The organism is Shewanella youngdeokensis (assembly GCF_033180165.1).
Lineage (GTDB): Bacteria > Pseudomonadota > Gammaproteobacteria > Enterobacterales > Shewanellaceae > Shewanella > Shewanella youngdeokensis.
On the sequence record NZ_CP136522.1, the window covers coordinates 3,994,757 to 4,019,731 of the forward strand.

The following is a 24,975-nucleotide window of genomic DNA, read 5'->3' on the forward strand; positions in this document are numbered from 1 at the left end:
CTACTGTGCGTCAACGTCATAAGGTAAACGCTCACCAATGCGTAATACTGAACTACGCGAGCGTGCATTACGCTCAATTTCTTCTTCTGATGGCTTTATTGCTTTACCAATGCTTTTCAATTTCCGAGATTTATTAATTTCAGCTTCGGTGATTGGTAAACCATGCGGTACGCTCTCACCTTGGCTATGACGACGAATAAAACGTTTCACCATGCGATCTTCTAATGAATGGAAACTGATAACCGACAAACGGCCTGCTGGCGCTAACACCTTAAGCGCACCTTCAAGCGCTTGATCAATCTGCTCTAATTCACTGTTGATATAAATGCGAATGGCCTGAAACACCCGTGTAGCAGGATGCTTATTACGTTCTTTATTTTTCGTAATGCGGGCAATAAGATCGGCTAACTCTTTGGTGCGTAAAAACGGTTGTTTTTCTCTATCTGCTGCGATACAACGCGCAATGTGGCGAGAGTTTTTCTCTTCGCCATAGGTTTTAAACACCCACGCCATATCTTCAATCTCGGCACGTGCAAGCCACTGCGCTGCAGTTTGCCCTTGTGAATTATCCATTCGCATATCCAATGGTCCATCACGTAAGAAACTAAATCCACGTTCGGCATCGTCAAGCTGTGGCGAAGACACACCAAAGTCGAGCAACACACCGTCAATTTTGCCTTTCAGACCAAGCTCTTCAACATACTCAGCTAACTGACCAAAACCGCCATGAACAATCTGGAAACGGCTATCGTCTTTAAACTGCTCTGCGGCGGCAATGGCTTGTGGATCTCGGTCAATCGCGATTAAACGACCCTTAGGCCCTAACTGCTCGAGCACTTTTCTAGAATGACCACCGCGACCGAAGGTACCATCAATGTAGATGCCGTCTTCCCGTATGTTTAGGCCTGCCACGGTTTCGGTGAGCAAGACTGATAGGTGTTCAAATGATTGTGTCATGGTAATCTTCTATTAGTTAATATCGCCGATTAAAGCGAAAAGTCAGCTAAGCGTTCGTTAGCTGCTAAATCTTCATTAAGGATCGCAACGCGACTCTCTTCAATCTGTTGCTGCCAAGCAGCTTCACACCAAAGCTCAAACTTATTGAGTTGGCCGACAAGCATTGCTCGCTTTTCCAGATTGGCATATTGACGTAACGGGGTAGGCAACAAAACACGGCCATTACCATCAAGTTCACATTCATGTGCATAGCCAAGTAGCATACGCTTTATCGCGCGCTCGGCAGGCTGAGTATCTGACAATTGAGATAATTTAACGGCAATATGCTCCCATTCCTGTATAGGATAGAGCAATAAACACGGTGATTGGATATCGACGGTGATCACTAATTGGTTATTATGACGGGCATGCAGCGGCTCACGGTACCGTTTTGGCATCGCGATTCGTCCCTTTGCATCTAAATTGATAGCACTAGCCCCAGAAAACACCCTAAATCATCCTTGTTTACCTGCAAAAAACCACAAATATCCACATTTACCCACAATAGCTAAGTTTAGGGATAGAACGCAAGAATTGTCAAGGGCACGGCGCCATTTATAAATCCAGCAACCAAGCGGGTTAGCAGCCTGTTTTAACCAATGGTTCCGATGAACACAAATGGGGATTTTTGTGGGGGCTGAGTTCAATGCGCAGCCTAAAATGCAGATAAAACAGGCAGAAGAGTGTGCCCAGGTGGGACGACGTGCACACAATAGTGGAGATTATTGGCTCAATGCCTACCACTAACGCTGAAATAGAGCAGATAAAATATACGTTGTTGGTCGCCGAAATTAAATATTCACACACCTGCATTAACAAGATTTAATTCATTGTACGGCCATTATCAAAACAATCTCACTAAATTCACCTGCTACCCCATGGTTGAAACTCGCATTGCGTTATAGCTAAACATCCAAATTAAAAACGATGTTCTAAACAGGCAACTTTTCAATATCGGCTATTTATCGCCCGCAAAAGCGTCGCGAATAAATAAACACTGGCATACTCGCTTGTCGCCACATCAGCAGCACACAGCTAATGCCTGTTGCACAACAAGTGCGCTAATTTGTTACAAACGCCTGAATGCTCAACGTAAAAGTCAATCCGCCGGCTATTATCTGTTTGCGAGTCTAACTCTTTGCGTCTACTTTTAACTTAGTAAGTAAATAGGCTAAGTTTTAAGCAGTTACGGCCGATATATTTAATATGTGAGTTGTAACTACAAAGGGAGTCGTATGATTAGTTTAGACAGCGTTTATGCCATGCTAGCCCGCCCTCCTTTACCTGAGGTAAAGCCTAAGAATGGTGTCAAACCCGTAGTAAATACAGCTGCAATCACGGCAGATAGCCATGAGCAGCCTCAGGCGCAACTGCCAGCAAATTTAGACAGGCGACGCGCAAAAAAAGACCGACGTAAAAATTTACCGCTGAGCTCACCATTAGATCCCGCGTTGGAAAGACGTGGTAAACATGCAAAAGATAGACGCTGCGACTCACAGCAGCCTTGTACTGATAGCACGCAAACTGACGCGTCTTTCCCGCATATCGACGTCAATATTTAACGCGTCCTTGCCACCGCATCTTGCCAGCCTTGATACAACTCATCTCGGCTGTTGTCGCATATTTGTGGTGAAAAACGGCGCTCAATAATCGCCTTATGTTGTAACTCTTCAGTCGATGCCCAAAAGCCCACCGCTAACCCTGCAAGAAAAGCCGCGCCCATGGCAGTGGTTTCTGTTAGCTCAGGTCGCATAACATCAACATTGGTGATGTCGGCTTGGAACTGCATTAAAAAATCGTTAGCAACCGCGCCGCCGTCGACTTTAATTTGTTTTAGCTGCACACCACTGTCTTTTAACATCGCATCGATGAGATCTCGGCTTTGATAAGCTATCGCTTCAAGCGCAGCACGAATAATATGGTTGCGGTTGGCGCCACGAGTTAATCCAATCAATGCACCACGCGCGTCTGGATCCCAGTAAGGAGCACCCAGCCCGACAAATGCAGGTACTAAGTAAACGCCGTTGGTGTCTTCAACTTTAGAAGCAAAATACTCGGTGTCTTGTGCGTCGCGTATTAAGCCTAATTCATCTCGTAGCCATTGAATGGTCGCACCACCCATAAATACCGAGCCTTCAAGCGCATAATTCACTTCACCATTCGCGCCAACGGCAATGGTTGTTAACAGACCATGCTTTGACTTTACCGCCTCTTTGCCGGTGTTCATTAATAAGAAGCACCCTGTACCGTAGGTATTTTTAGCCATACCTTCGTCAATACATAGCTGACCAAAAAGTGCAGCTTGTTGATCACCCGCAATCCCCGCTATGGCAATATGGCTGCCTTCGCCGACTATCCGCGTTTGACCGTAAATAGCTGATGACGGCTTAACCTCAGGTAACATCGCACGCGGGATCCCAAAGGCTGCCAGCAGCTTTTCGTCCCACTCTTGACGATGAATATTAAATAATAATGTCCGCGAAGCATTTGTCGGATCGGTAACGTGCACCTTACCTTCCGTCAGTTTCCAGACTAACCAACTATCGATAGTGCCAAAAAGTAGCTCGCCTCTTTCCGCTCGCGCCCTTACGCCTTCGACGTTATCAAGGATCCATTTAATCTTGGTACCTGAAAAATAGGGGTCGAGCAGTAAGCCGGTATTATCTTTAACGTACTCTTCTAAACCCTGCGCTTTTAATGTGTCACAAATCGATTTACTTCTGCGGCACTGCCATACAATGGCGTTGTACACAGGCTTACCGGTAGCTTTATCCCAAATGACCGTGGTTTCACGTTGATTGGTGATCCCAATTGCGGCCACCTCATCAGAGCGAATATTCGCTCTGGCCAACACTTCAATTAATGTGGAGCTTTGCGATGCCCATATTTCCATGGCGTCGTGCTCAACCCAACCCGGTTTAGGGTAAATTTGGCCAAACTCGCGTTGAGAGCTCGCGACCATATTTGCGTCATGGTCAAAAATAATGGCTCTTGAACTTGTCGTGCCCTGATCCAGCGCGATGACATATTTTTTTGACACTATTATTTCCTTAATAACGGGTGGAGTATTCAACCCTATAACGATAATTACAGGGTGATAGATGATCATTGTGCCGTCAATAATCTAATTTAAATCACGTTGTTTCAATCAGATATTCAAGCTTAAGCAGTTACTGTTTTTGCTTCGAAAACAATCTAACACTCCATTAACACAGTTTCAAGAGACAGAAAAAAGCCCCGCTATTGCGAGGCTGATTCAAAACTAAACACAATTATTGCACTATCAATTGCGCAATAATTTAATGTCGGTTTAGAAGCGGTAAGTTGTTTGAACACCCACTAAGAAAATATTGCCACTCGTGGTACCAGTGAAAGTACCACCGAAGTAAGCAGAATCATCGTCAGATGGAATACCTGGGCGCGGCTCTACAACTGGAGATTCGTCAGCAAAAATGTAGGTTAGGCCAAGATCCATATCAAAGTTTTTGTTCACTTTGTAGTTCATGCCTGCACTCAACCATAAGCGATCCATTTCAGGAATCGTTAATGTACGGTTTGCGTCTGACACTGCTGATTTATCCAGTGCCACACCCGCTCTCATCGTTACTGTATCGTTTAGCTGGTAAGTTGTGCCCACTGCAAAGCGGTAGTTATCTTCCCAGTTTTCTTGCTTCACTAGCTGGTTAGGTTCATCAAGAGATGGAATAACTGCAACTAATTGCTCAAATGAGCTCCAATCAGTCCAGTTAATGCTGGCATGAATCGCTAGTTTTTCAGTTAACTGGTGAAACGAGGCTAGTTCAGCAGTTGCCGGTAATTCTAGCTCCATTGAGCCAGCCATTGTTTGAGTCGGATTAAACGGGTTAAATGCAAAACCATTAGCCTCACCTTCAAGGTTTTGTTCTACCCCTGAACGGTAGTTAAGTCCGATGCGGTGGTCAGCATTAATCTGCCATGCACCACCTAACTGCCAACCCCATGAGGTGTCATCACCTTCCATGTATTTAAGTGAGGTACCTTTTGGCACTGTAATGTTACCAAGCGGAGTTGGGATTACAGTATCAATTGAGCTTTGCGCACCAATACTACCTTCGCCCCAAATAAAGCGTACACCGCCACCAATGCTAAATTGGTCATTTATGCGGTAAGCAACGTTTGGGTTAAATTCGATGGTGGTTACCGACGCTTCATCACCGTATTGGGTACCACGGAAATCATCATCAAGTTCTGTGGCCATTCCAAAGTTACTGCCTAGCGCAAGGCCAATAAACCACTTATCATTCAACTGATGCGAAGCATAAAAGTTAGGGATAGCCGCAGCATCAGCGATATCTTCAGCCGAAGTAGGGCTTGTCACGTCGTTGTATGTCACCTCGCCGTGAATATCAATGCTTGGCACAACTAGAATAAGGCCGCCTGACACTTGCGTACCTTCTAAATAGGTTAGCATTGCAGGATTACGGAATTGAGCCGATGCGTTATCAGCCATTGCCGCTTCACCAGCAAATGCACGGCCAAGCCCAGTAGCAGAGTATTCTGCTAGTTGAAACCCAGCTGCTTGTACTTGTGTAACATTCCCCAAAAGCACTGCACTAACGGCAAGTGTTAATAAACGCTTATTCATTTGTATTCTCTAGTTATGTTATGACAACAAGTGGAGTGATAGCTCCGCTTCAAATTGGAGCGGATTTTACCCGTACAGAATATGTTTACAAGTGCTTTGACAAAAACAGCAGAAAACACCACCCAAAGGTATAGCATTTAGCAAGAGTGTTGCAAGGATCACGTTTAAAAACTCAAAACAGAATACAAATCACTTAAAAACGTCGCTGAAAAAATACAAAAAACAGCTAAACTCACAGAAAACACATTTAAAATCAGATTGATAAAACCAAAAAACTAGAGAACATTTATACTCTTAAAAAACAAAGTAAATTTAGCATAAATCACTACCACCAAGAATAGAGTGATATCACCATAGTAAGGTCAAATAACAAAACCTTTAATAACAACAGATTACAAATATCAGTTAGCCATCCAAAATAAAAGCTGTTTAGGTAATAACCTAAACAGCTTCTTTCAAACAACAGCTTAGTACGAGTGTAAGCTAAATATTTGCGCTTAAGCAGTCAACTCAAACGCGCCATGCTGGTATTGTCGTTTCGTATTGTGCAATCGCATCAGCATGCGTTAACGTTAAACCAATAGCATCTAAGCCGTTAAGCAAGTTATGGCGTGCAGACCCTTCGATTTGAAACTTAAATACAGCGCCTGCCGGTGATGTGACAGTCAGGGCTTGAAGATCTATTTTAATCTTCGCACCGGGTTGAGCCTCAACCTCTGTCATCAGAGTTTTAACCTCAGCATCGGCTAGCTTGACCGGTAAAAGACCATTATTGATGGCATTACCATAAAAAATATCAGCAAAGCTGGGGGCGATAATGACTTTGAAGCCAAAGTCAGCCAACGCCCACGGCGCATGTTCACGGCTTGAGCCGCAACCAAAGTTCTCTTGTGCCACTAATACCGAAGCGCCTTCATAACGCGACTGGTTTAGTGCAAAATCAGGGTTAGCCTGCTCTCCTGCTTCATCTAGATAGCGCCAATCATGAAACAGATGAACACCAAACCCATCTCGGGTGACTTTAGACAAAAACTGCTTTGGAATAATTTGGTCTGTATCGACATTTGCGCTATCGAGAATAACCGCAAGCCCAGTGTGTGCAATAAATGGTTGCATGAGTTAGCTCCCTAGTAAGGTTTACGGATATCAACAAAATGACCTGCTACCGCAGCAGCGGCAGCCATTGCAGGACTAACTAAATGTGTACGACTACCGCGCCCTTGTCGACCTTCAAAATTACGATTACTGGTCGAAGCGCAGCGATCGCCAGCTTCTAGCTTATCGTCATTCATTGCCAAGCACATTGAACAACCCGGTAAGCGCCATTCAAAACCCGCGTCTAAGAAGATTTTATCTAACCCCTCAGCCTCTGCCTGCTCCTTTACCAACCCAGAACCTGGCACGACAATCGCTTTAACTCCTTGCGCGACTTTACGCCCTTTAGCGTGAACAGCTGCCGCACGGAGATCTTCAATACGTGAATTAGTGCATGAGCCAATAAACACTTTATTAATACCGACATCAGTCATTGAAGTTCCCGCGCTTAAATCAACGTATTTGAGTGCATTTTCAATACTGGTTCGTACCGTAGAATTAGTGGCGTCAGCAGGATTTGGCACCAATTGGTCGATGGCAACAACTTGCCCGGGGTTCGTTCCCCAAGTTAGTTGTGGCGCAATATCACTGGCGTCGAGAACGACAGTGGCATCAAACGTCGCGCCAGCATCTGTTTTAAGCTCAGACCAGGCCGCAATAGCTTGCTCCCACTGCTCACCTTTAGGTGCAAACTCACGGCCCTTTAGATATGCTGCGGTTGTAGCATCAGGAGCTATCATGCCTGCTTTAGCCCCCATTTCTATCGCCATATTGCACACGGTCATACGCCCTTCCATAGACAGTGCTTCAATTGCTTCACCACAAAATTCGACAACATATCCAGTGCCGCCATCCATACCAATATGGCCGATAATCGCCAATACGATATCTTTAGCAGTAATACCTGGTGCAACATGGCCACGTACTTCAATTTTCATGGTTTTGGCTTTCAACTGACGTAAAGTTTGGGTCGCCATAACATGCTCAACTTCAGAGGTACCAATACCAAATGCCAGTGCGCCAAACGCGCCATGCGTTGCGGTGTGTGAATCGCCACACACAATGACTGTACCCGGCAAAGTAATGCCGAGCTCAGGCCCCATCACATGGACTATGCCTTGGTTTTTATGGTGGATATCATAAAGTCGCACACCAAAATCTTTGCAGTTACGTTCCAGCGTTTGTACTTGTGTTTTAGCCATTGGGCTTAAAGCGTCGAGGCTGGCGCTGGTCGTCGAGGTGTTATGATCCATGGTGGCGAACGTTTTTTCAGCCGCGTGCATATTGCGTCCAGCAACTTGCAAACCGCTAAATGCTTGCGGTGAAGTAACCTCGTGCACTAGGTGGCGATCAACGTAAATAATCGGCGCTTCACCTTCAGTGGCGACCACAACATGCTGATCCCATACCTTTTCATATAATGTCTTAGCCATGGTTATGCTCCTTCCCTGACAAGCTTGGCAATATAATCACCCATTTCACGGGTTGTTTTAGCGCGATGACGGTCTTCGCTTGCCAGTAATTCCCCCGTTAGGTAGCCTTCACCTAAGGCTTGGCTAACCGCATTTTCAATCGCTACAGCCGCCGCCTCTTGCTTTAAGCTATGGCGTAGTAATAGTGCAGCCGATAAAATTTGCGCTACCGGGTTGGCAATACCTTGGCCTGCTATATCAGGTGCACTACCGCCAGCAGGCTCATACAAACCAAAACCAGAGCTATTCATGCTGATTGATGACAACAGCCCCATGGAACCGGTCAACATGGCAATTTCGTCAGAAATAATATCGCCAAATAAATTTGAACACAGCATTACGTCAAATTCATCTGGACGACGTAGCAACTGCATGGTCGCGTTATCAATGTAGATATGTTCAAGCTCAACATCGGGGTAATCTTTAGCTACGGTTTCAACGACTTCACGCCATAAAACTGAACATGCTAGTACGTTGGCTTTATCTACTGAAGTTACCTTTTTACGGCGCCCCTGGGCTGTTTCAAAAGCAATTTTTGCAATACGGGCAATTTCTTTGCGGGTATAGCGCATGGTATCAAATGCTTCTTCGTTTTCGCCTTCGCCCTGACGGCCTTTTGGTTTACCAAAGTAGATACCACTGGTGAGTTCACGGACACATACCACGTCAAAACCACGCGATGATATATCGCTACGCAGCGGCGACATATGCTCAAGACCGCCATGCAGTTTAGCGGGGCGCATATTACAAAATAGTTCAAAGTGACCACGCAGCGGCAATAGCGCTCCACGCTCTGGTTGATCATTTGGCGCTAAGTGTTCCCACTTTGGCCCACCGACAGAGCCAAACAAAATAGCGTCGGCAGCTTCGCAGCCTTTTAGCGTTGTATCAGGTAGCGGGCAACCTTGGTTATCAATGGCAGCGCCACCCACATCATAATCCGTGTATTCAATGGCAAGCGCAAAGCGCTCCTCAACTGCACTCAATACTTTACGCGCTTCAGCCATAACTTCAGGACCAATTCCATCTCCAGCCAATACAGCTATTTGATAACTCATACGACAATTAACTCCTTTAATTATTCTTTATATTCTTGCACCAACACTGGCCGTGCCACATAGGGCGTTATTTTAGCTACACGCCGCCAAGCACTTGCTGACTCTGTAGTTGTTTTTTATGTTTACAATCAGCAACTTTATCTGCGCGCCATGTTAAGTTCATCACGTGAATAAGTGCTTTTACGGAAGCCTCTACCACATCAGTTGCTAAGCCAACCCCATGAAAATTCTGTTCCCGGTAGCGCGCTGTAATATCAACCTGGCCAAGGGCATTTTGCCCCTCACCTTTGGCGCCCAATTGATAGCTGGTAATATTAATATCACTACCGCTAGCGCGGGCTACGGCCTTGTAAGCTGCATCCACAGGACCGTTGCCCGTTGCTGCTTCAGTAACGGTCTTGCCATCAATTTCCACTTTTACCGTGGCAGTTGCGCTACCTTGCGTTGAATCCGAATGTACGACTAATTGCTGCAATTTAACGTGGTCATCGTCTTCGGCTTGTGCTTCCATAAAGGCTAGCGCTTCAAGGTCGTAATCAAATATCTGACCTTTTTTATCTGCAAGGATCAAAAACTCATCGTATAACACATCCATGTCGTAATCTTGGTCGTTGTAACCCAGTTCACTCATACGGTGCTTGATGACATGTCGGCCTGAACGCGAGGTCATATTCAGATTGCTACGATTAAGCCCGATGCTTTCTGGGGTCATGATCTCGTAAGTGTTTTGCGCCTTTAGCATGCCATCTTGGTGAATACCGGAAGAGTGCGTAAAGGCATTAGCACCAACAATCGCTTTATTCGATTGCACAGGCATATTACACAGCTGGCTCACTAAGTTTGAAGTACGGTAAATTTCTTTAGCATTAATACCAGTGTGTAACCCTAGCTCATCTTTACGGGTCGACAAAATCATCGCAATTTCTTCTAAAGAACAGTTACCCGCACGCTCACCAATACCGTTAACCGTACATTCAATTTGGCGTGCACCATGCTGTACTGCGGTAATTGAGTTGGCGACCGACAGGCCCAGATCGTCGTGGCAATGCACCGAAATAATCGCCTGATCGATATTCGGTACGCGGTTAAACAAGTTTTGAATAATGCCGCCAAATTCGCTCGGTACGGTATAACCAACCGTGTCAGGAATATTAATGGTACGTGCGCCTGCTTTAATTGCTTCTTCAACCATGCGACATAGGTTATCAATCGGCGTTCGACCGGCGTCTTCACAAGAAAACTCAACATCGTCGGTAAACCGGCGTGCATACTTCACGGCGCCTACGGCCATCTCTAATACTTGATCAAAAGATCGCTTAAGCTTACTTTCAACATGGATGGTAGATGTCGAAATAAAGGTGTGGATCCTAAATTGTTCAGCAACCGATAACGCTTGTGCGGCTGCATCGATATCTTTTTCTAATGCCCTTGAAAGTGCACAAACACGGCTATTTTTAATGCTGCCAGCAATGGTCTGTACCGATTTAAAATCACCCGGAGAAGAGACTGGAAACCCCACCTCCATCACATCAACACCGAGGCGTTCGAGTGCAAGGGCAATTTGAAGCTTTTCTTTAACCGTTAAACTAGCAGCCAGTGCTTGCTCACCATCACGAAGTGTCGTGTCAAATATCATCACGCGGTTAGACATCTATTCTCTCCATTGAACTTCAAATGTTTGCTTTAGGCGATTTAAATACAAAAAACCCGCACCGGGTGCGGGTCATTAATGCAGGCTTGTTAAGCATGAAGCACTATTTCCTCCGCGCAGTCTTTGCGAGAATAAGAAAGAGGAACCGAAGTCGTGTGCGAGGATGCTTCATAATAATTATTCAACTTAAACCAATAAGTATGCCAGCAGAGTTTGCTGCATTGGTTAATATTTAACTCGCCTTACCAGCAGTGTCAAGTCTAAATTGCTCAGTTAAGTCACAAAAGAAGCCAGACGTAGCTCATTAAAAGCAATACCTTGCCAATAAATACCAACAAAAAACAACATAGCGAGATATTATTGCGTCAGCCGCGTTGGAATAGTGATATATCGCAATATTCTCGACTAAATCGCTTTTCTATGCATATTTGTAAATAACATGGTTATAATAGCGACATTCTGCTAAAGGAAAGCGGATTCAAGGATTAACATTGGAGCTAGAAATGGATTTGAGGATCATCGTACTGTGTTTGGCTTGCTGGATTTCGCCGGTTTTAGCGAGTACGTTGCAACAAGTTGAGCAACTCAACCCCCTTGTTTTTCAATATCCCAGTAAAGCCTTGTCTCAAATAAGCGCTCTCGAGAAGCATTTTTTTGGTGTACCCAACTCAAGCAGTACTCTAACCCACTTAGCCGCACTCAAGTGCGAAGCCTTAGTTCAAGTTGGCGATAACATGGCTGCTATTCGTCTTGCCCGTGTCAATGAAGCCAAGTCCAAACGGTTATCGCTAAACACAGCCCGACCTTACTTTTTAAACTGCTTGGTACAAGCATATGCCAACGTCGGCGATTACCAACAAGCATTACCGTTACTGCACACTTCGATTAAACTTGCTAGACAACTGCAGCAACCACAAGCGTTAATTAATGGTTTATGGTTAAGAAGCCAGTTAAGCACCCGAGTAAACCATAACAATGCAGCCATCGAAGACTTACGTTTAGCGCTAGATATTTACCCTGAAATAGAGCTGCAAAAACAACAATGGACTTGGCCTCCAAAGGGTACTTTATATGCTGCGATTGGTGGGTTACTCGCCGGAATGGGGGAAACTAAAGAAGCAACAATCCACCTTCGAAATGCATTAAATGAACAAACAACTAAAGGCAAAGTACGACTGTTTGCAGCATTAGAAATGACCAAATTTGCGCAGCAAAATCGGTTACCCGAAGAGCAAGCTAAATACCGTCAAGTCGTCAACACCCAGTTAGACGAGTTAGGCTCTCCGTTAGAGTTAGCTAGCGCCTATAAAGCAATAGCCCGTATCGATTTTGATGGAGGAAAGTACAACAGTGCGACACAATTATTACACTTCAGTTTATCCACTTTTCAGGAAAAAGCCGATATCGTCGGTATCATTGACACCCTATGGTTAAGCGCCAATCTAAAGTTGCAGCAAGGCGATGAGGAAAATGGCATAGCGTTAATGCAACAAGCTATCGCGCTCGCGCTTGAAAACAAGCGTTATATTGACCTCAAAAACAGTTATGCATCGTTAGCCGAATATTTTGCTAAGCAAAAGCAATTTACGCAGGCATACCAATACCAGCTAAAGCAACTTGACGCACTAGAAAAAGAAACCGAAGCCCTCAAGCAAACCTGGATGTCGCTACTCAAAGTTGATGTCAACCAAGCACAGCAGGCTACAAGTCAAACCCATCCGTTTATTGCCGCAACCACCACAAGTGAAGGTCTGCCGCTCTGGTTTATCCCAATAGCTTTACTCATTATAGGCTTACTGATTTATTTTCACTGGTACCAAACAAAAGCGTCAATGCCAGACTCGTTAGACCACGTTGTTAATAATTTAGAAGCCAAAGTTGAGCCCCAAAAGGCACTTGAGGACCGACTGAGCTTGAGCCAGCAAGCGGGGTATCCGTTGTCGTTACTGGTGTTTAACCCTCATGATATTCACGCCGCTGACGTCCCCATGGTTTTGGAGCAGTTAAAAACAAAGTTACGGGGGCAAGATATTTGGTTACAGCAATCTGATAGGCAAATTTTAATCATGCTGCCACACACAACCAAGCAAGGCGCGGCAAAGGTAATTAACCAGCTCAACGACTGCATGGCAATGTGGCAAGACAACATCAAAATTGCGTTTGGTCTCGCTGCAATGCAACAATTTGATAATCTACAGTCAATGATAAAACGCGCCAAGATTAGTCAGCTTAGCAACCAAAAAGCCTGTTAATTGGTGGCTAGGTAGTTTTCTATTTCGTCTAAGAACTCACCACCAAAACGTTCTAACTTACGCTCACCTACGCCATTCACGGCTAACAACTCGCCGGGACTAGTGGGTAAAATGGCCGCCATTTCAGCTAAGGTGGCATCGTTAAATACCAAGTACGGAGGCACATCGAGCTCTTCGGCCAAAGTTCGACGTAATGACTTTAATTTAGCAAACAATTTACGGTCGTAATTGCTCGGAGTTTTAGGGTTATGACCGCGCCGCTTTGTTGTTTGGATCACAATGCGAGGCTCTGCCAAAAGTAACTCAACATCCCCTTTTAGCACCGCTCTTGCAGCCGGATTTAACGTGACTGATGAGCCACGTGTAATGTCTTGACTCGCTAGCCCTAAATGAATTAACTGCCTGATAACACTAAGCCAATGTTCATGGCTTTTTTCTTTGCCAATGCCCCAGGTCGATAATTTATGATGCCCTCGCTCCATCACGTTTGCCGCTTTAGACCCCCGCAAGACTTCAATCAGGTGGTTCACCCCAAAGCGCTGTCCCAGACGATAAATACAAGACAGGACTTTTTGCGCATCTTGAATACCATTGTATTTTTTGGGCGGATCTAAACAAATATCGCAGTTACCGCAGGGCTCTAACGCACTTTCATCAAAATAATGCAGTAGTACTTGGCGGCGACATGTTTGTGCTTCAGCAAATGCCGCCATGGTATTGAGCTTATGAAACTCAACTTGCTGCTGCGGTCCCGGCTCTGATTGCTCAATTAAATGCCTTACTCTGCCAATATCGGCAGGGTCAAACAGCATTAACGCTTCAGAATCGAGCCCATCTCGACCCGCTCGGCCAGTTTCCTGGTAATAGGCTTCTACGCTTTTAGGGATGTCATAATGCACAACATAGCGAACATTGGACTTATTGATACCCATGCCAAACGCCACGGTCGCCACCACAATGTCGAGCTGGTCTTTTAAAAAGCGGTCTTGCACATCGGCGCGTTCTTCTTGCGTTTTACCTGCATGATACGCTTCAGCTTGATGCCCCTGCAGCCGCAATCTATCGGCCACTTCGTCAACCCGACGTCGACTACTGCAGTAAATTATGCCACTGCTACCATTTTGTGCATCAACAAATTGGCGTAATTGATTAGCCGCATTGAGCTTTTCAGCAACGGTATAACGAATATTTGGCCTATCGAAACTAGTGAGCAACGAAAAGGGCTGAATCGCTAAACGTTCACAAATATCTAGGCGTGTTGCATTATCCGCCGTAGCCGTTAACGCCATAATCGGTACGTGAGGAAACTGCTGCCGTAATCGACCTAGCGCAGCGTATTCTGGCCTAAAGTCATGGCCCCACTGCGAAATACAATGCGCTTCATCAATCGCAAACAGCGAAATATTGAGCTCGTGTAATCTATCGATAAAGCTCGCTTGCAGTAATCGCTCTGGCGACACATACAATAGCTTGAGTTCGCCATAACGCATCTTCTGCAAAATCTGCAGGCTCTCTTCACGAGGCTGAGATGAGTTTAAGTACGCCGCCGATACACCCGTCTGTATCAGACTGTCGACCTGATCTTTCATTAACGAGATCAGCGGTGAAACCACAATTGTCAAACCCGGTAGCTGTAATGCGGGTAATTGATAACACAGGCTTTTACCACCACCGGTAGGCATGATAACTAGGCAATCTTGTCCAGCGCAGATCTGTTCAATCACCTCTCGCTGACCGTCCCTAAAGGTACGGTATCCGAATACCGACTGGAGACTTGCTGCTAATTGATCAACTGGTTGTTCGAGCGCCGCCTGAACCATAGTGAACCTGTGTTAAATATAAGGCCGACCATTCTAATGGAGCTAACCGCACTTGTCGCTATACAAACGGTTTATTGGCTAAAATTTAAACTTGCAACGCGTTATCCATTAGAGATAGATTGAATGCTCTAGCGTCATAGTGTGATTAAGTTAGCACCTTGACGAGGTCGTCATCAGGGAGCGATATGAGTAACCAAATTCAACAAGAGACATTGCGCAGAGTAGCAGAGGTATTTGATAAAAACGTGCCTTTTCACAATTTACTCGGCATGGATATTAAACGTTACGACGTTGATGGGGTTGAAGTTGTGGTCACTATGAAACCGGAGCTCATCGGTAATATCCATCAACAAATACTACATGGCGGCGTTACCGCAACTGTGCTTGATGTGGTTGGCGGCTTAACCGCTTTTTCAGGTCTTGTTGCCAGCCGCGACGACTGGAGTATTAAAGAGCTTGAAAAGCGCATCCAAACGTTAGGCACTATTGATTTACGGATTGATTATTTACGCCCTGGCCGTGGTGAGATTTTCACCGGAACCGGCACTGTGATCCGCGCGGGCAATAGAGTGTCAGTTTCTAGAATGGAATTGCACAACGAAAAAGGTGACCATATTGCCTTTGGCACCGGAACCTACATGGTCGGTTAATGACGCAATCTGACTATAAAAAGTGGTGCTTCGGCACGCCACTTATGACGGTGGTGACCTGTATTAGCCGCCTCAATATTTGCCCTACATCTTCGTTAACACTTAATCGCTACAGCTTGCTTGAGTCTGGGCTATGACAAGCTTACAATTGCGCCTCACTCCCACTTTTTAGCACCTTCTAATGCAAGATATCGAACACCGCAAAGGCATAATATTCGCCATTTGCGCCTACACCATGTGGGGCTTTGCTCCGCTATATTTTAAATTGCTTGCAGAAGTGCCAGCCACAGAGATCCTGCTACACCGCGTCTTGTGGTCTTTTGTCTTTGTTGCGCTTCTCAGCAGTGTTTTAGGTGGCTTTGGCCAAGTAAGGTTAATACTGAAACAACCCAAGAAATTGGCAATATTGTGCACCACCTCGCTGCTCATTGCTGCTAACTGGTTGATTTTTATCTGGGCTGTGACCAATGAACATATGCTCGACGCTAGCCTAGGCTATTTTATTAACCCTTTGGTCAATGTCTTTTTAGCCATGCTCTTTTTGGGTGAACGTTTGCGTAAGCTGCAGTGGGCTGCCGTGGCATTAGCCGCTATTGGCGTAGCAATTCAGTTAATTTCATTTGGCTCGATACCGTTGGTGTCACTGGCACTCGCTTGCACTTTTGCCTGTTACGGCCTGCTACGTAAAAAAGTTAATGTAGACGCGACAACGGGGTTACTCGTAGAAACGGCGTTGTTACTACCGCTGGCTGTGATTTACCTACTGAGCAACATGGGCGACTCGATGACGCACTTACTAAGTAACGATACGTACCATAACTTATTGTTACTCGCCGCAGGAATTGTCACCACGATCCCATTACTTTGCTTTGCGGCGTCGGCCGTGCGGATCCCATTCACTATGCTCGGCTTTTTCCAATACATTGGCCCGTGCATTATGTTTACTCTCGCAATTACGCTATTTAACGAGCCCTTTGACATGGAAAAAGGCATTACATTTGCCTTTATTTGGGCAGCTCTTGCACTGTTTACCACCGACATGTTGTATAAGCGCAAGCTCAAAAACTAGAGTGTTTAATAAAGTAAGCCAATAAAAAACGAACCTTAAGGGTTCGTTTTTATTAAATAGCTACCGGCAAGCTTGTTCTTAGCTGCAGTTAAGCTTACAAGTCTAACGCTAAGATTTTTGACTTACGCTGATAGTTATACAGCTGCTTTTTCTTTTCTGGCAAAGCATCTACTTCAACAATATTAAAGCCATGCTCTAAGAACCAATGAATACTGCGCGTGGTTAATGCAAACAACCTAGTATAGCCTTTAACCCTTGCTTGGCTAATAATGTTGTGCAGCAACAGGCTGCCACGATCAGCATCGCGATATTTAGGGTGTACAACTAAACAGGCAAACTCCCCCGCATGCTCCTCTTCAAAAGGATAAAAGGCGGCACAGCCAATCACCAAGCCATCGCGTTCAATCAGCATAAACTGCTCAATTTCAATCTCTAGCTGTTCGCGCGAACGACGCACCAAAAAGCCTTTTTCCTCAAGTGGGCGAATAAGATCTAAAATACCACCGATATCGCTAATTGACGCACGACGTAATCGCTCAGCACTCTCGGTCACAATTTGAGTACCAATACCATCGCGCGAAAACAACTCTTGCAGTAACGCACCATCATCTAAGTAGCTCACAAAGTGGCAACGGCTCACTCCATTTCGACACGCGTCGATACTAGCCTTTAAAAAAGCATGAGTGCCAAAGCTCAGCGGCGCTTGCTCAGAGAGGTTATTGAGTATGGCTTGGGCATCTGTTGGCATTAGTTCTGCTAGCACATTGCCGGCCTCATCAATGATGCCTTCATTGGCACTAAAACCAATCATTTTATCGGCTTTGATTTTTACCGCAATTTGAGTCGCAACTTCTTCAGCAGTTAAGTTAAAGCACTCTCCAGTAACTGACGCCGCAACAGGGCCTAATAACACAATGCCACCATTATCGAGCTGCCGACGTAAGCCGTCGCTGTCAATGCGCCTTACCCTACCGCTAAGGCTGTAATCAATGCCCTCTTCAACCCCTAAAGGCTGTGCTATAACAAAGTTGCCACTAACCACGTTAATTTGAGCGTTCTGCATCGGCGTATTGCTCAAACTCATCGATAATCTCGCAGTAATATCGAGCTGCAACGAGCCCACTACCTGCTTAATAACTTTGAGCGTGTCTTCTTCAGTAATTCTCACGCCATTGTAATATTCAGGCGTTAAACCATTTTGCGCCAATGCGTCGTCAATCTGTGGTCGCGCTCCATGCACGAGTACAATTTTGATCCCTAAACTATGCAATAAGGCAATATCATTAATAATGGCTTTAAACCCGGGTTGCGCTAACGCTTCGCCACCAAGCATAACCACAAATGTTTTACCTCTATGCGCATTAACATAGGATGTTGAGTGACGAAATCCATCGACCAATTCTGTTGTACGCACGCTAAGCCACCTCTTACCACAATAGACAACACTAAAATCTGCACCAATAAATACACATGCAATGGTATTGCATTTTAATTCAATAAAACAGCATTTATTCGCAACTGTCGTTATATGAACAGCATTTCTAAGCAATTACAGCCAAAAGGTTGCAAGTACCTTTATCAGTATACTCACCTAGCCTTTAAAAAAGTTGATCCAGATATGCGATAAATCAATGATATAAATAACTTAAAAAGCTGGCTTAGCAACAAATAGTGCCATTTAACATCGCAATTTATTATGAATATTCGCATACAAGCTTATTAAAAATTGATTTTAGGGTACTGGCTATAACCATTATGCTCACAGCGCCTTCAACCAGATTAAAAACAAATAAATTAGCCGCTTACTAATAATAAAGTTCATAAAAATAGAGAAGTAGTGCCAGTATCAGCTCATAGTTAATAAATCAAAATAACCTTAACCAAACCAGCGTAAGTGAATAGCCAGTCACAACGACATACCACAAATTCATCGCTACAAATACGAAAACCGATAAATACAACTGCGCATTAATGTAAAGCACCGAATGCCTCGCAAGACCACAGCAAGCGAGTCGTTTATAGATGTAACTGACAACATTAAGGCTAATGCTTTAAGGCATGTTCAGACATGCTACAGCGCGAATACCACTCGGCACGGGCACAACAAACCACCTGCTAGCGCAGTATAGAACTTGGTAGAATTTTGGATGCCGTTACAGATAATCAATATCGACTGCTATGGGGTTATAGATTGGACTTTAGGAGTGTGGAACGATTTCAAGCCAAAAAAAAAGCCTCTAAAAATAGAGGCTTTTAAAAGATTCTTAAAACAAGTAATTACTTGATTTTAGCTTCTTTGTACATAACGTGCTGACGAATAACTGGATCAAATTTCTTGATTTCCATTTTTTCAGGCATGTTACGTTTGTTTTTTTCAGTCGTGTAGAAATGACCAGTTTTAGCGCTAGAAACTAGCTTGATCTTCTCACGATTACCTTTAGATTTAGCCATGGTTTATTATACCTTCTCGCCACGGGCACGAAGTTCAGCAACAACAACTTCGATACCTTTTTTATCAACGATACGCATACCCTTAGTAGAGATACGTAGCTTAACGAAACGTTTTTCAGTCTCTAACCAGAATCTGTGACTCTGTAGGTTAGGTAAAAAACGACGACGCGTAGAATTCTTTGCGTGCGAACGGTTGTTACCAACCATTGGTTTCTTGCCAGTTACTTGGCATACTCTTGACATGTCAAACTTCTCCAAAACAATATATAACGCTCGAGCATTAATGTACCCCGAACACGGCCGTCGCCTGAGGCACACAACAGAGGGCGCATTTTATACAGGATCTAAAATCAAAGATCAAGGGTTAGATTAATTTATCCAGCCCCGTTCAGCGAAAGAAACGACCTCTCGATCCCCTACAACCATGTGGTCTAACAAGGAAACATCGATAGTTTGTAAAGCTTGTTTCAATCGCTCAGTAATTCGTCTATCGGCTGTACTTGGCTCTGCAATCCCAGAAGGATGGTTGTGACAAACAATTACAGCCGCAGCCTTTTTCTCTAGCACCAAGCTTACCACTTCTCGCGGATAAACCGACGCAGAACTAATTGTGCCTCGGAATAATTCAACGAATTGAATCACCCGATGTTGGCTATCTAACAGCAAAATAGCAAACACTTCGTAAGCACGATCTGCCAATTGTCTCATTAAATAGTCTCGAGTTAAATCAGGATCCGATAAAATTTTTCCTCTTTGTAGGTTTTCTTTCGAAATTCGGTTACCGATCTCAACTGCAGCCTGCAATTGAGCAAACTTTACCGGGCCAATACCGTCTAAACGGCACATTTGTGATTGAGAAGCCGTCAGCAAGCTTCTAAGCCCACCGAACTCACTTATCATTGTACGGGCTAACTCAACAGCACTTAAGCCCCTTACGCCAACTCTGAGCAATACTGCTAGTAGCTCCGCGTCCGACAAATCCCGCGCACCACTAAGCAGTAATTTTTCTCTTGGGCCTTCGCCTTGCGGCCAATCTTTGATTCCCACGACAACCTCCTTGTCATATTTCTGCTTGAGTATGGTCGACAATTTACAATCTTGTTCATCAACTCGAAACGGATTGTGATATCTTAGTCCGCTAAATCGACTGCACGGATTGCCTCAAAATCCGTGAAAATGATAATGGAAAGAGTCTGTATGGGTTTACACAATAAAAAAGTGCTTTTAGGAATTGGCGGCGGAATAGCAGCTTATAAATCAGCAGATTTAGTCCGCAAACTAAAAGATCGTGGTGCCGACGTTAGAGTGGTAATGAGCCAAAGTGCGCTAGAATTTATTACGCCCTTAACCTTACAAGCTTTGTCTGGTTACCCCGTTGCAACTGACTTGCTCGACCCATCAGCCGAAGCCTCAATGGGCCATATAGAGTTAGCCCGCTGGGCTGATTTAGTCATTATAGCTCCAGCAACAGCTAACCTTATTGCGCGCATCAGTGCGGGCATGGCCGATGAACTCATCACCACCACATGCTTAGCTACACAAGCGCCTATTGTGCTGTGTCCGGCAATGAACCAGCAGATGTATCGCAACCAAGCCACTCAAGCCAATTTAGCCACGGTGGCACAACGCGGCATTACTGTATGGGGGCCAGACTCTGGCTCACAAGCTTGCGGTGAAGTTGGCCCTGGTCGAATGTTAGAGCCCGTTGCTATCGCCGATCAAGCCGCGCAATTTTTTGGGCCTAAACTGCTCGCTGGACTGTCGTTACTGCTCACAGCAGGGCCAACTCGCGAAGCAATAGACCCGGTCCGGTACATATCTAACCACAGCTCTGGAAAAATGGGATTTGCCATCGCCAGTGCCGCCGCAGAAATGGGCGCAGCTGTCACTTTAGTTACCGGACCAGTTAATTTACCGACCCCAGCTAACGTAAGCCGCATTAACGTTGAGTCCGCACAGCAGATGCTAGACGCCGTAATGCCTGAGGTTGAAAAACACCAAATATTTATCGGCTGCGCAGCCGTTGCCGATTACAAAATTGCCGACATTGCAGACTGTAAAATCAAAAAATCTGCTGCTGAAATGCAACTTGCACTAGTGCGTAATCCTGATATCTTAGCCACTGTAGCGAGTCACGAAAAACGGCCGTTTACCGTTGGTTTTGCAGCAGAAACAAATGATGTAGAACAATATGCTAAAGGCAAGTTAGCGCGTAAAAAGCTCGATATGATTGCCGCTAATGATGTGTCCAATAGTGACATTGGCTTTAACAGCGACCAAAACGCACTGAGTGTTTTTTGGCAAGATGGCGCCACACACTTTCCAGCAGTAAATAAACAAATTTTAGCTAAGCAATTGCTTACCCTTATCGCAGAAAAAGTAAAAACCTAAATGAAAACACCAATTGAATTAAAAATTCTAGACTCGCGTATTGGTACGCAGTTTCCGCTTCCAGCTTACGCCACCCCAGGCAGTGCCGGCATGGATTTACGCGCATTAGTCGATACCGACCTTACTATACAACCAGGTCAAACTATCTTGATCCCAACCGGTATTGCGGTTCACGTTGCCGACCCAAGCCTAGCTGCAGTTATCTTGCCACGCTCAGGTTTAGGCCATAAGCACGGTATCGTACTCGGTAATTTAGTTGGCTTAATCGATTCTGATTACCAAGGCCCACTCATGGTGTCTTGCTGGAACCGTGGCAGCGAGCCATTCACCATTGAAGTTGGCGACCGACTCGCACAATTAGTGTTTGTGCCGATTGTTCAAGCCGAGTTTAAACTGGTCGATGAGTTTGATAGCTCAGACCGTGGCGCTGGCGGATTTGGCCACTCAGGTACTAAATAATAAACCCACACATTTAAGCGTATCACTACAATTTATGGATAGCATGGGGCAACGTTTCCTTGCCGTCTCGCTCAAGTAGTAATCGAGTGAAGGACTAATAAATGGCTGCAAGCCCAAAAATAAATCGCCGTGAGCATATTCTACAATGTCTAGCGACAATGTTAGAAACAAGCCCAGGACAACGCATTACCATTGCTAAACTCGCCGCTGAAGTCGGCGTGTCAGAAGCCGCACTTTATCGCCACTTCCCAAGTAAAGCGCGTATGTTTGAAGGTCTAATCGAGTTTATTGAAGAGTCACTACTGACCCGTATCAATATCATCATGGACGAAGAAAAAGACACCATGAAGCGCTGCCAGCAATTACTGCAACTACTGCTAGTATTTGCCGAGCGCAACCCCGGCATTTCTCGTGTACTTAACGGTGATGCATTACTAGGTGAAAATGAACGCTTGCGCAGTAGAATAAGCCAGCTGTTTGCTAAAATCGAAACCCATCTTAAGCAAATATTACGTGAAAAAAGCTTACGAGAAGGCCAAGGTTTTAATATCGATGAAGCAGTACTAGCCAATTTACTGCTCGCGATTGCAGAAGGCAGAATTGCTCAATTTGTTCGCAGCGAGTTTAAAATAAAGCCCACTGCCCACTTTAACGAACAGTGGACATTTGTTCAGCAGCAACTGCTACAAAGCTAGTCAACGCCAGCAACAAAGTGGTAGCCACTACCACTTTGTTCTTAAAAGCCTTTCTCTTGAAACTCCAATACTTTTCACTTACTCTACTTAATCGCTCAAAAATAAACCTGCTCAAATTATAACAAGGACACGTTATGAGAATTTCCCCCCTCATCAGCCTAGCGCTGCTAATGGGCTTAATGCCACCTGCACTGGCCACTGACACACTCACCATCGCCAAGCTATTTAGCCGCGGCGCAGAATTTAACACGCTAAAATTGTCACCTAATGGGGATTATATTGGTGCGATAACCAAGCATGACGGTAAAAATAAACTGCTCATTTTAGATGCTAAAACTAAGCAGTTACATCACGCCGTATTTTTTCCTGGTAACGCACAAGTCGGCCACTATGAATGGGTTAATAACGACCGCGTCGTATTGCAAAAAGAGTACCTAAAAGGCTGGAGAGATACCCCAGTCTACTACGGTGAACTGTTTGCAGTTAACGCTGATGGCTCCAAGGCAGAGTATTTGTTTGGCTATAACGGCGGCCAACAACAAACGGGTTCCAACATAAAAAAGAACACTCCCATTAGAGCCTCAGCATTCATTTTAGACCCACTGCCTGATAACGACCGCTACATGCTGGTTAACGCAATCCGCTGGAACGGTTATCGCAGTTTAGACTACGAGCAATTACAAGATGTATACCGTATCGATATTTATAACGGTAAGCGTAAAAAACTCATGCGAGCTCCGATTGGCTACTCCAGCTTTTTAACCGACTCAAACGGTGAGGTGCGCTTTGCAGCAGGATTAGACAAAAACAATAATGCCAAGGTGTTTTATCGCGAAAACAAACAGTGGCACAACAGCGACAAACTCGAGTTGCAATTAGACGACGTTACCCCCATCGCTTTTGCACAAGATCCCAATAGCGTTTACGTAGCAGGTCGCGAACAAGGTAATACTTTAGGGGTGTACAAAATCAACCTTAAAAGCGGTGAAAAAAGCAAAATCATTCAAGATGACACCGTCGACCCTGCTGACTATTGGGTCAACCAGCAAACTAAAAAACTTTACGCTGTCGAGTTTGACACCGGCTACCCAGACTACGCCTTTGTTGACGCAAAAGACCGACACGCCACCTTATTAAAGCAGCTAATTGCAGCGCTACCTGGGCATCAGGTGCGTATTGTGAGCGAAACGCTCGATTCACGCTTCTTTATTATTGCGGCCTTTAACGATCGTAATCCTGGCGACTACTATTTGTTTGATGCAGACAAAGCTAAACTAGAATACTTAGTCTCACAAAACAGTAAGCTTGACCCCGATCTAATGGCAGAGGTAAAACCCATTAGCTTTACCAGTCGTGATGGGGTAACACTGCAAGGCTACTTAACTCTGCCCCATGGCACCGAAGCCAAAAACTTACCCTTAGTGGTCAACCCGCATGGCGGTCCTCACGGTATTAGGGACTCATGGGGCTTTAACCCACAAAACCAAATGCTAGCCAACCAAGGGATGGCCGTGTTGCAGGTCAACTTTAGAGGTTCTGGCGGTTACGGCAGCAACTTTGAAGAAGCCGGATACCAAAAGTGGGGCACCGAGATCCAATACGATATCATCGACGCCACACAGTTTGTCATTGACCAAGGCTACGCAGATAAAAACAGAGTTTGTATTGTCGGCGGTAGTTTTGGCGGCTACAGCGCCTTGCAAAGCAGCACTTTAGCACCCGACATGTTTAAGTGTGCTATCGGCTTTGCCGGTGTTTACGACCTGCCCTTAATGTACGAAGAAGGCGATGTACAAACCCGCAGCGCAGGTAAGGCATACCTTAAAGAAGTGCTTGGCGAAAATGAGGCGCTATTAAAATCAATGTCACCAACCTATAACGTCAACAAGCTCAAAGCCAACCTATTGCTGGTGCATGGCGGCGAAGATGAACGCGCCCCTATTGAGCAGTTTGAGTCATTAGTCCATAGCCTTAAAAAAATCGACTATCCCTACCAACAGCTGGTCATGGATGATGAAGGCCACGGTTTTTATAATGATAACCACAGAGCAAAATATTACAGCGAAATGCTGACCTTCCTAAAGACAAACCTCAAGTTGTAAATCAGCCCCAATAAAAGCCGACTAAATTAGTCGGCTTTTATTAACTTATGCCGGTATTTTGGTGTATATTTGCAACAAATCGCTGTATCCTGCATGCATCTTTGCGCCCTAATATCCCGATACTGCTCAGCAAGTAATGCTTGGCAGCATGTGTTTGGGTCGCCACTAAGCACACCATAAACAGCACCAC

At 45.0% G+C, this 24,975-nt stretch carries 21 protein-coding genes; 8 read left to right on the plus strand and 13 right to left on the minus strand.

Features of this window, described 5'->3' with window-relative positions:
- Together rsmH and mraZ are read right to left on the minus strand one after the other, a co-directional pair.
- Nucleotides 1–957, minus strand: coding sequence for a 16S rRNA (cytosine(1402)-N(4))-methyltransferase RsmH (gene rsmH / locus RGE70_RS17070; RefSeq protein ID WP_310472620.1), 957 nt, complete (start codon nucleotides 955–957; stop codon nucleotides 1–3).
- A gap of 29 nt (nucleotides 958–986) precedes the next feature.
- Nucleotides 987–1,445, minus strand: coding sequence for a division/cell wall cluster transcriptional repressor MraZ (mraZ, locus tag RGE70_RS17075; protein ID WP_310472621.1), 459 nt, complete (start codon nucleotides 1,443–1,445; stop codon nucleotides 987–989).
- A gap of 786 nt (nucleotides 1,446–2,231) precedes the next feature.
- Here mraZ and RGE70_RS17080 point away from each other — a divergent pair.
- Entirely contained in the window at nucleotides 2,232–2,558 is a 327-nt protein-coding gene (locus RGE70_RS17080) for a hypothetical protein (protein WP_310472622.1), read from the plus strand.
- Here RGE70_RS17080 and glpK read toward each other — a convergent pair.
- The 6 genes from glpK to leuA all read right to left on the minus strand — a co-directional run bounded on the left by glpK (nucleotide 2,555) and on the right by leuA (nucleotide 10,896).
- A complete protein-coding gene (glpK, locus tag RGE70_RS17085; protein WP_310472623.1) occupies nucleotides 2,555–4,036 on the minus strand; it encodes a glycerol kinase GlpK in 1,482 nt (493 codons plus the stop codon). The two genes, RGE70_RS17080 and glpK, sit on opposite strands and share 4 nt — an antisense overlap.
- A 270-nt stretch (nucleotides 4,037–4,306) precedes the next feature.
- On the minus strand, nucleotides 4,307–5,620 hold the full coding sequence (locus tag RGE70_RS17090; protein ID WP_310472624.1) for an outer membrane protein transport protein: 1,314 nt from the start codon (nucleotides 5,618–5,620) through the stop codon (nucleotides 4,307–4,309).
- A gap of 510 nt (nucleotides 5,621–6,130) precedes the next feature.
- Nucleotides 6,131–6,736 (minus strand): 3-isopropylmalate dehydratase small subunit, encoded by a 606-nt coding sequence (gene leuD, locus RGE70_RS17095; RefSeq protein WP_310472625.1) that lies wholly within the window; start codon nucleotides 6,734–6,736, stop codon nucleotides 6,131–6,133.
- Nucleotides 6,737–6,747: 11 nt separating this feature from the next.
- On the minus strand, nucleotides 6,748–8,148 hold the full coding sequence (leuC, locus tag RGE70_RS17100; RefSeq protein WP_310472626.1) for a 3-isopropylmalate dehydratase large subunit: 1,401 nt from the start codon (nucleotides 8,146–8,148) through the stop codon (nucleotides 6,748–6,750).
- Between the two features lie 2 nt (nucleotides 8,149–8,150).
- Nucleotides 8,151–9,245 carry a 3-isopropylmalate dehydrogenase gene (gene leuB, locus RGE70_RS17105; protein WP_310472627.1) on the minus strand — a complete coding sequence of 365 codons (1,095 nt, stop codon included), beginning with the start codon at nucleotides 9,243–9,245 and terminating at the stop codon, nucleotides 8,151–8,153.
- A 76-nt stretch (nucleotides 9,246–9,321) separates the two neighbouring features.
- Nucleotides 9,322–10,896, minus strand: coding sequence for a 2-isopropylmalate synthase (gene leuA, locus RGE70_RS17110; protein ID WP_310472628.1), 1,575 nt, complete (start codon nucleotides 10,894–10,896; stop codon nucleotides 9,322–9,324).
- 503 nt (nucleotides 10,897–11,399) lie between these two features.
- Here leuA and RGE70_RS17115 point away from each other — a divergent pair.
- Nucleotides 11,400–13,148: a histidine kinase gene (locus RGE70_RS17115; RefSeq protein ID WP_310472629.1), complete on the plus strand. Its 1,749-nt coding sequence runs from the start codon at nucleotides 11,400–11,402 to the stop codon at nucleotides 13,146–13,148.
- Here RGE70_RS17115 and recQ read toward each other — a convergent pair.
- A complete protein-coding gene (gene recQ, locus RGE70_RS17120) occupies nucleotides 13,145–14,968 on the minus strand; it encodes a DNA helicase RecQ (protein ID WP_310472630.1) in 1,824 nt (607 codons plus the stop codon). The two genes, RGE70_RS17115 and recQ, sit on opposite strands and share 4 nt — an antisense overlap.
- A 185-nt stretch (nucleotides 14,969–15,153) precedes the next feature.
- Between recQ and RGE70_RS17125 the strand changes: the two genes are divergently transcribed.
- Entirely contained in the window at nucleotides 15,154–15,618 is a 465-nt protein-coding gene (locus RGE70_RS17125) for a thioesterase family protein (protein ID WP_310472631.1), read from the plus strand.
- A 181-nt stretch (nucleotides 15,619–15,799) separates the two neighbouring features.
- Nucleotides 15,800–16,687, plus strand: coding sequence for an EamA family transporter RarD (gene rarD / locus RGE70_RS17130; protein WP_310472632.1), 888 nt, complete (start codon nucleotides 15,800–15,802; stop codon nucleotides 16,685–16,687).
- Nucleotides 16,688–16,781: 94 nt separating this feature from the next.
- Here the strand turns inward: rarD and argA are convergent, their stop codons facing one another.
- The 4 genes from argA to radC all read right to left on the minus strand — a co-directional run bounded on the left by argA (nucleotide 16,782) and on the right by radC (nucleotide 20,185).
- Nucleotides 16,782–18,101, minus strand: a complete 1,320-nt coding sequence (gene argA / locus RGE70_RS17135; protein ID WP_310472633.1) for an amino-acid N-acetyltransferase — start codon at nucleotides 18,099–18,101, stop codon at nucleotides 16,782–16,784.
- An 863-nt stretch (nucleotides 18,102–18,964) separates the two neighbouring features.
- On the minus strand, nucleotides 18,965–19,138 hold the full coding sequence (rpmG, locus tag RGE70_RS17140) for a 50S ribosomal protein L33 (RefSeq protein WP_011494790.1): 174 nt from the start codon (nucleotides 19,136–19,138) through the stop codon (nucleotides 18,965–18,967).
- 6 nt (nucleotides 19,139–19,144) lie between these two features.
- Entirely contained in the window at nucleotides 19,145–19,381 is a 237-nt protein-coding gene (rpmB, locus tag RGE70_RS17145) for a 50S ribosomal protein L28 (protein WP_310472634.1), read from the minus strand.
- A gap of 126 nt (nucleotides 19,382–19,507) precedes the next feature.
- On the minus strand, nucleotides 19,508–20,185 hold the full coding sequence (gene radC / locus RGE70_RS17150) for a RadC family protein (protein ID WP_310472635.1): 678 nt from the start codon (nucleotides 20,183–20,185) through the stop codon (nucleotides 19,508–19,510).
- Between the two features lie 150 nt (nucleotides 20,186–20,335).
- Here radC and coaBC point away from each other — a divergent pair, with 150 nt between their 5' ends.
- The 4 genes from coaBC to RGE70_RS17170 all read left to right on the plus strand — a co-directional run bounded on the left by coaBC (nucleotide 20,336) and on the right by RGE70_RS17170 (nucleotide 24,785).
- A complete protein-coding gene (gene coaBC / locus RGE70_RS17155) occupies nucleotides 20,336–21,529 on the plus strand; it encodes a bifunctional phosphopantothenoylcysteine decarboxylase/phosphopantothenate--cysteine ligase CoaBC (RefSeq protein WP_310472636.1) in 1,194 nt (397 codons plus the stop codon).
- Nucleotides 21,530–21,988 carry a dUTP diphosphatase gene (gene dut / locus RGE70_RS17160; RefSeq protein ID WP_310472637.1) on the plus strand — a complete coding sequence of 153 codons (459 nt, stop codon included), beginning with the start codon at nucleotides 21,530–21,532 and terminating at the stop codon, nucleotides 21,986–21,988.
- Between the two features lie 101 nt (nucleotides 21,989–22,089).
- Complete coding sequence (gene slmA, locus RGE70_RS17165; RefSeq protein WP_310472638.1) at nucleotides 22,090–22,683, plus strand: nucleoid occlusion factor SlmA; 594 nt, start codon at nucleotides 22,090–22,092, stop codon at nucleotides 22,681–22,683.
- A 134-nt stretch (nucleotides 22,684–22,817) separates the two neighbouring features.
- Nucleotides 22,818–24,785, plus strand: a complete 1,968-nt coding sequence (locus RGE70_RS17170; protein ID WP_310472639.1) for an alpha/beta hydrolase family protein — start codon at nucleotides 22,818–22,820, stop codon at nucleotides 24,783–24,785.
- The last annotated feature ends 190 nt before the right edge of the window (nucleotides 24,786–24,975 follow it).

What these genes read in the sequence shown, in the direction of transcription:
- rsmH (WP_310472620.1), bottom strand. Translation starts at nt 957, where the DNA reads ATGACACAATCATTTGAACACCTATCAGTCTTGCTCACCGAAACCGTG.
- RGE70_RS17080 (WP_310472622.1), top strand. Translation starts at nt 2,232, where the DNA reads ATGATTAGTTTAGACAGCGTTTATGCCATGCTAGCCCGCCCTCCTTTA.
- RGE70_RS17090 (WP_310472624.1), bottom strand. Translation starts at nt 5,620, where the DNA reads ATGAATAAGCGTTTATTAACACTTGCCGTTAGTGCAGTGCTTTTGGGG.
- leuD (WP_310472625.1), bottom strand. Translation starts at nt 6,736, where the DNA reads ATGCAACCATTTATTGCACACACTGGGCTTGCGGTTATTCTCGATAGC.
- leuC (WP_310472626.1), bottom strand. Translation starts at nt 8,148, where the DNA reads ATGGCTAAGACATTATATGAAAAGGTATGGGATCAGCATGTTGTGGTC.
- leuB (WP_310472627.1), bottom strand. Translation starts at nt 9,245, where the DNA reads ATGAGTTATCAAATAGCTGTATTGGCTGGAGATGGAATTGGTCCTGAA.
- leuA (WP_310472628.1), bottom strand. Translation starts at nt 10,896, where the DNA reads ATGTCTAACCGCGTGATGATATTTGACACGACACTTCGTGATGGTGAG.
- RGE70_RS17115 (WP_310472629.1), top strand. Translation starts at nt 11,400, where the DNA reads ATGGATTTGAGGATCATCGTACTGTGTTTGGCTTGCTGGATTTCGCCG.
- recQ (WP_310472630.1), bottom strand. Translation starts at nt 14,968, where the DNA reads ATGGTTCAGGCGGCGCTCGAACAACCAGTTGATCAATTAGCAGCAAGT.
- RGE70_RS17125 (WP_310472631.1), top strand. Translation starts at nt 15,154, where the DNA reads ATGAGTAACCAAATTCAACAAGAGACATTGCGCAGAGTAGCAGAGGTA.
- rarD (WP_310472632.1), top strand. Translation starts at nt 15,800, where the DNA reads ATGCAAGATATCGAACACCGCAAAGGCATAATATTCGCCATTTGCGCC.
- rpmG (WP_011494790.1), bottom strand. Translation starts at nt 19,138, where the DNA reads ATGGCTAAATCTAAAGGTAATCGTGAGAAGATCAAGCTAGTTTCTAGC.
- rpmB (WP_310472634.1), bottom strand. Translation starts at nt 19,381, where the DNA reads ATGTCAAGAGTATGCCAAGTAACTGGCAAGAAACCAATGGTTGGTAAC.
- coaBC (WP_310472636.1), top strand. Translation starts at nt 20,336, where the DNA reads ATGGGTTTACACAATAAAAAAGTGCTTTTAGGAATTGGCGGCGGAATA.
- dut (WP_310472637.1), top strand. Translation starts at nt 21,530, where the DNA reads ATGAAAACACCAATTGAATTAAAAATTCTAGACTCGCGTATTGGTACG.
- slmA (WP_310472638.1), top strand. Translation starts at nt 22,090, where the DNA reads ATGGCTGCAAGCCCAAAAATAAATCGCCGTGAGCATATTCTACAATGT.
- RGE70_RS17170 (WP_310472639.1), top strand. Translation starts at nt 22,818, where the DNA reads ATGAGAATTTCCCCCCTCATCAGCCTAGCGCTGCTAATGGGCTTAATG.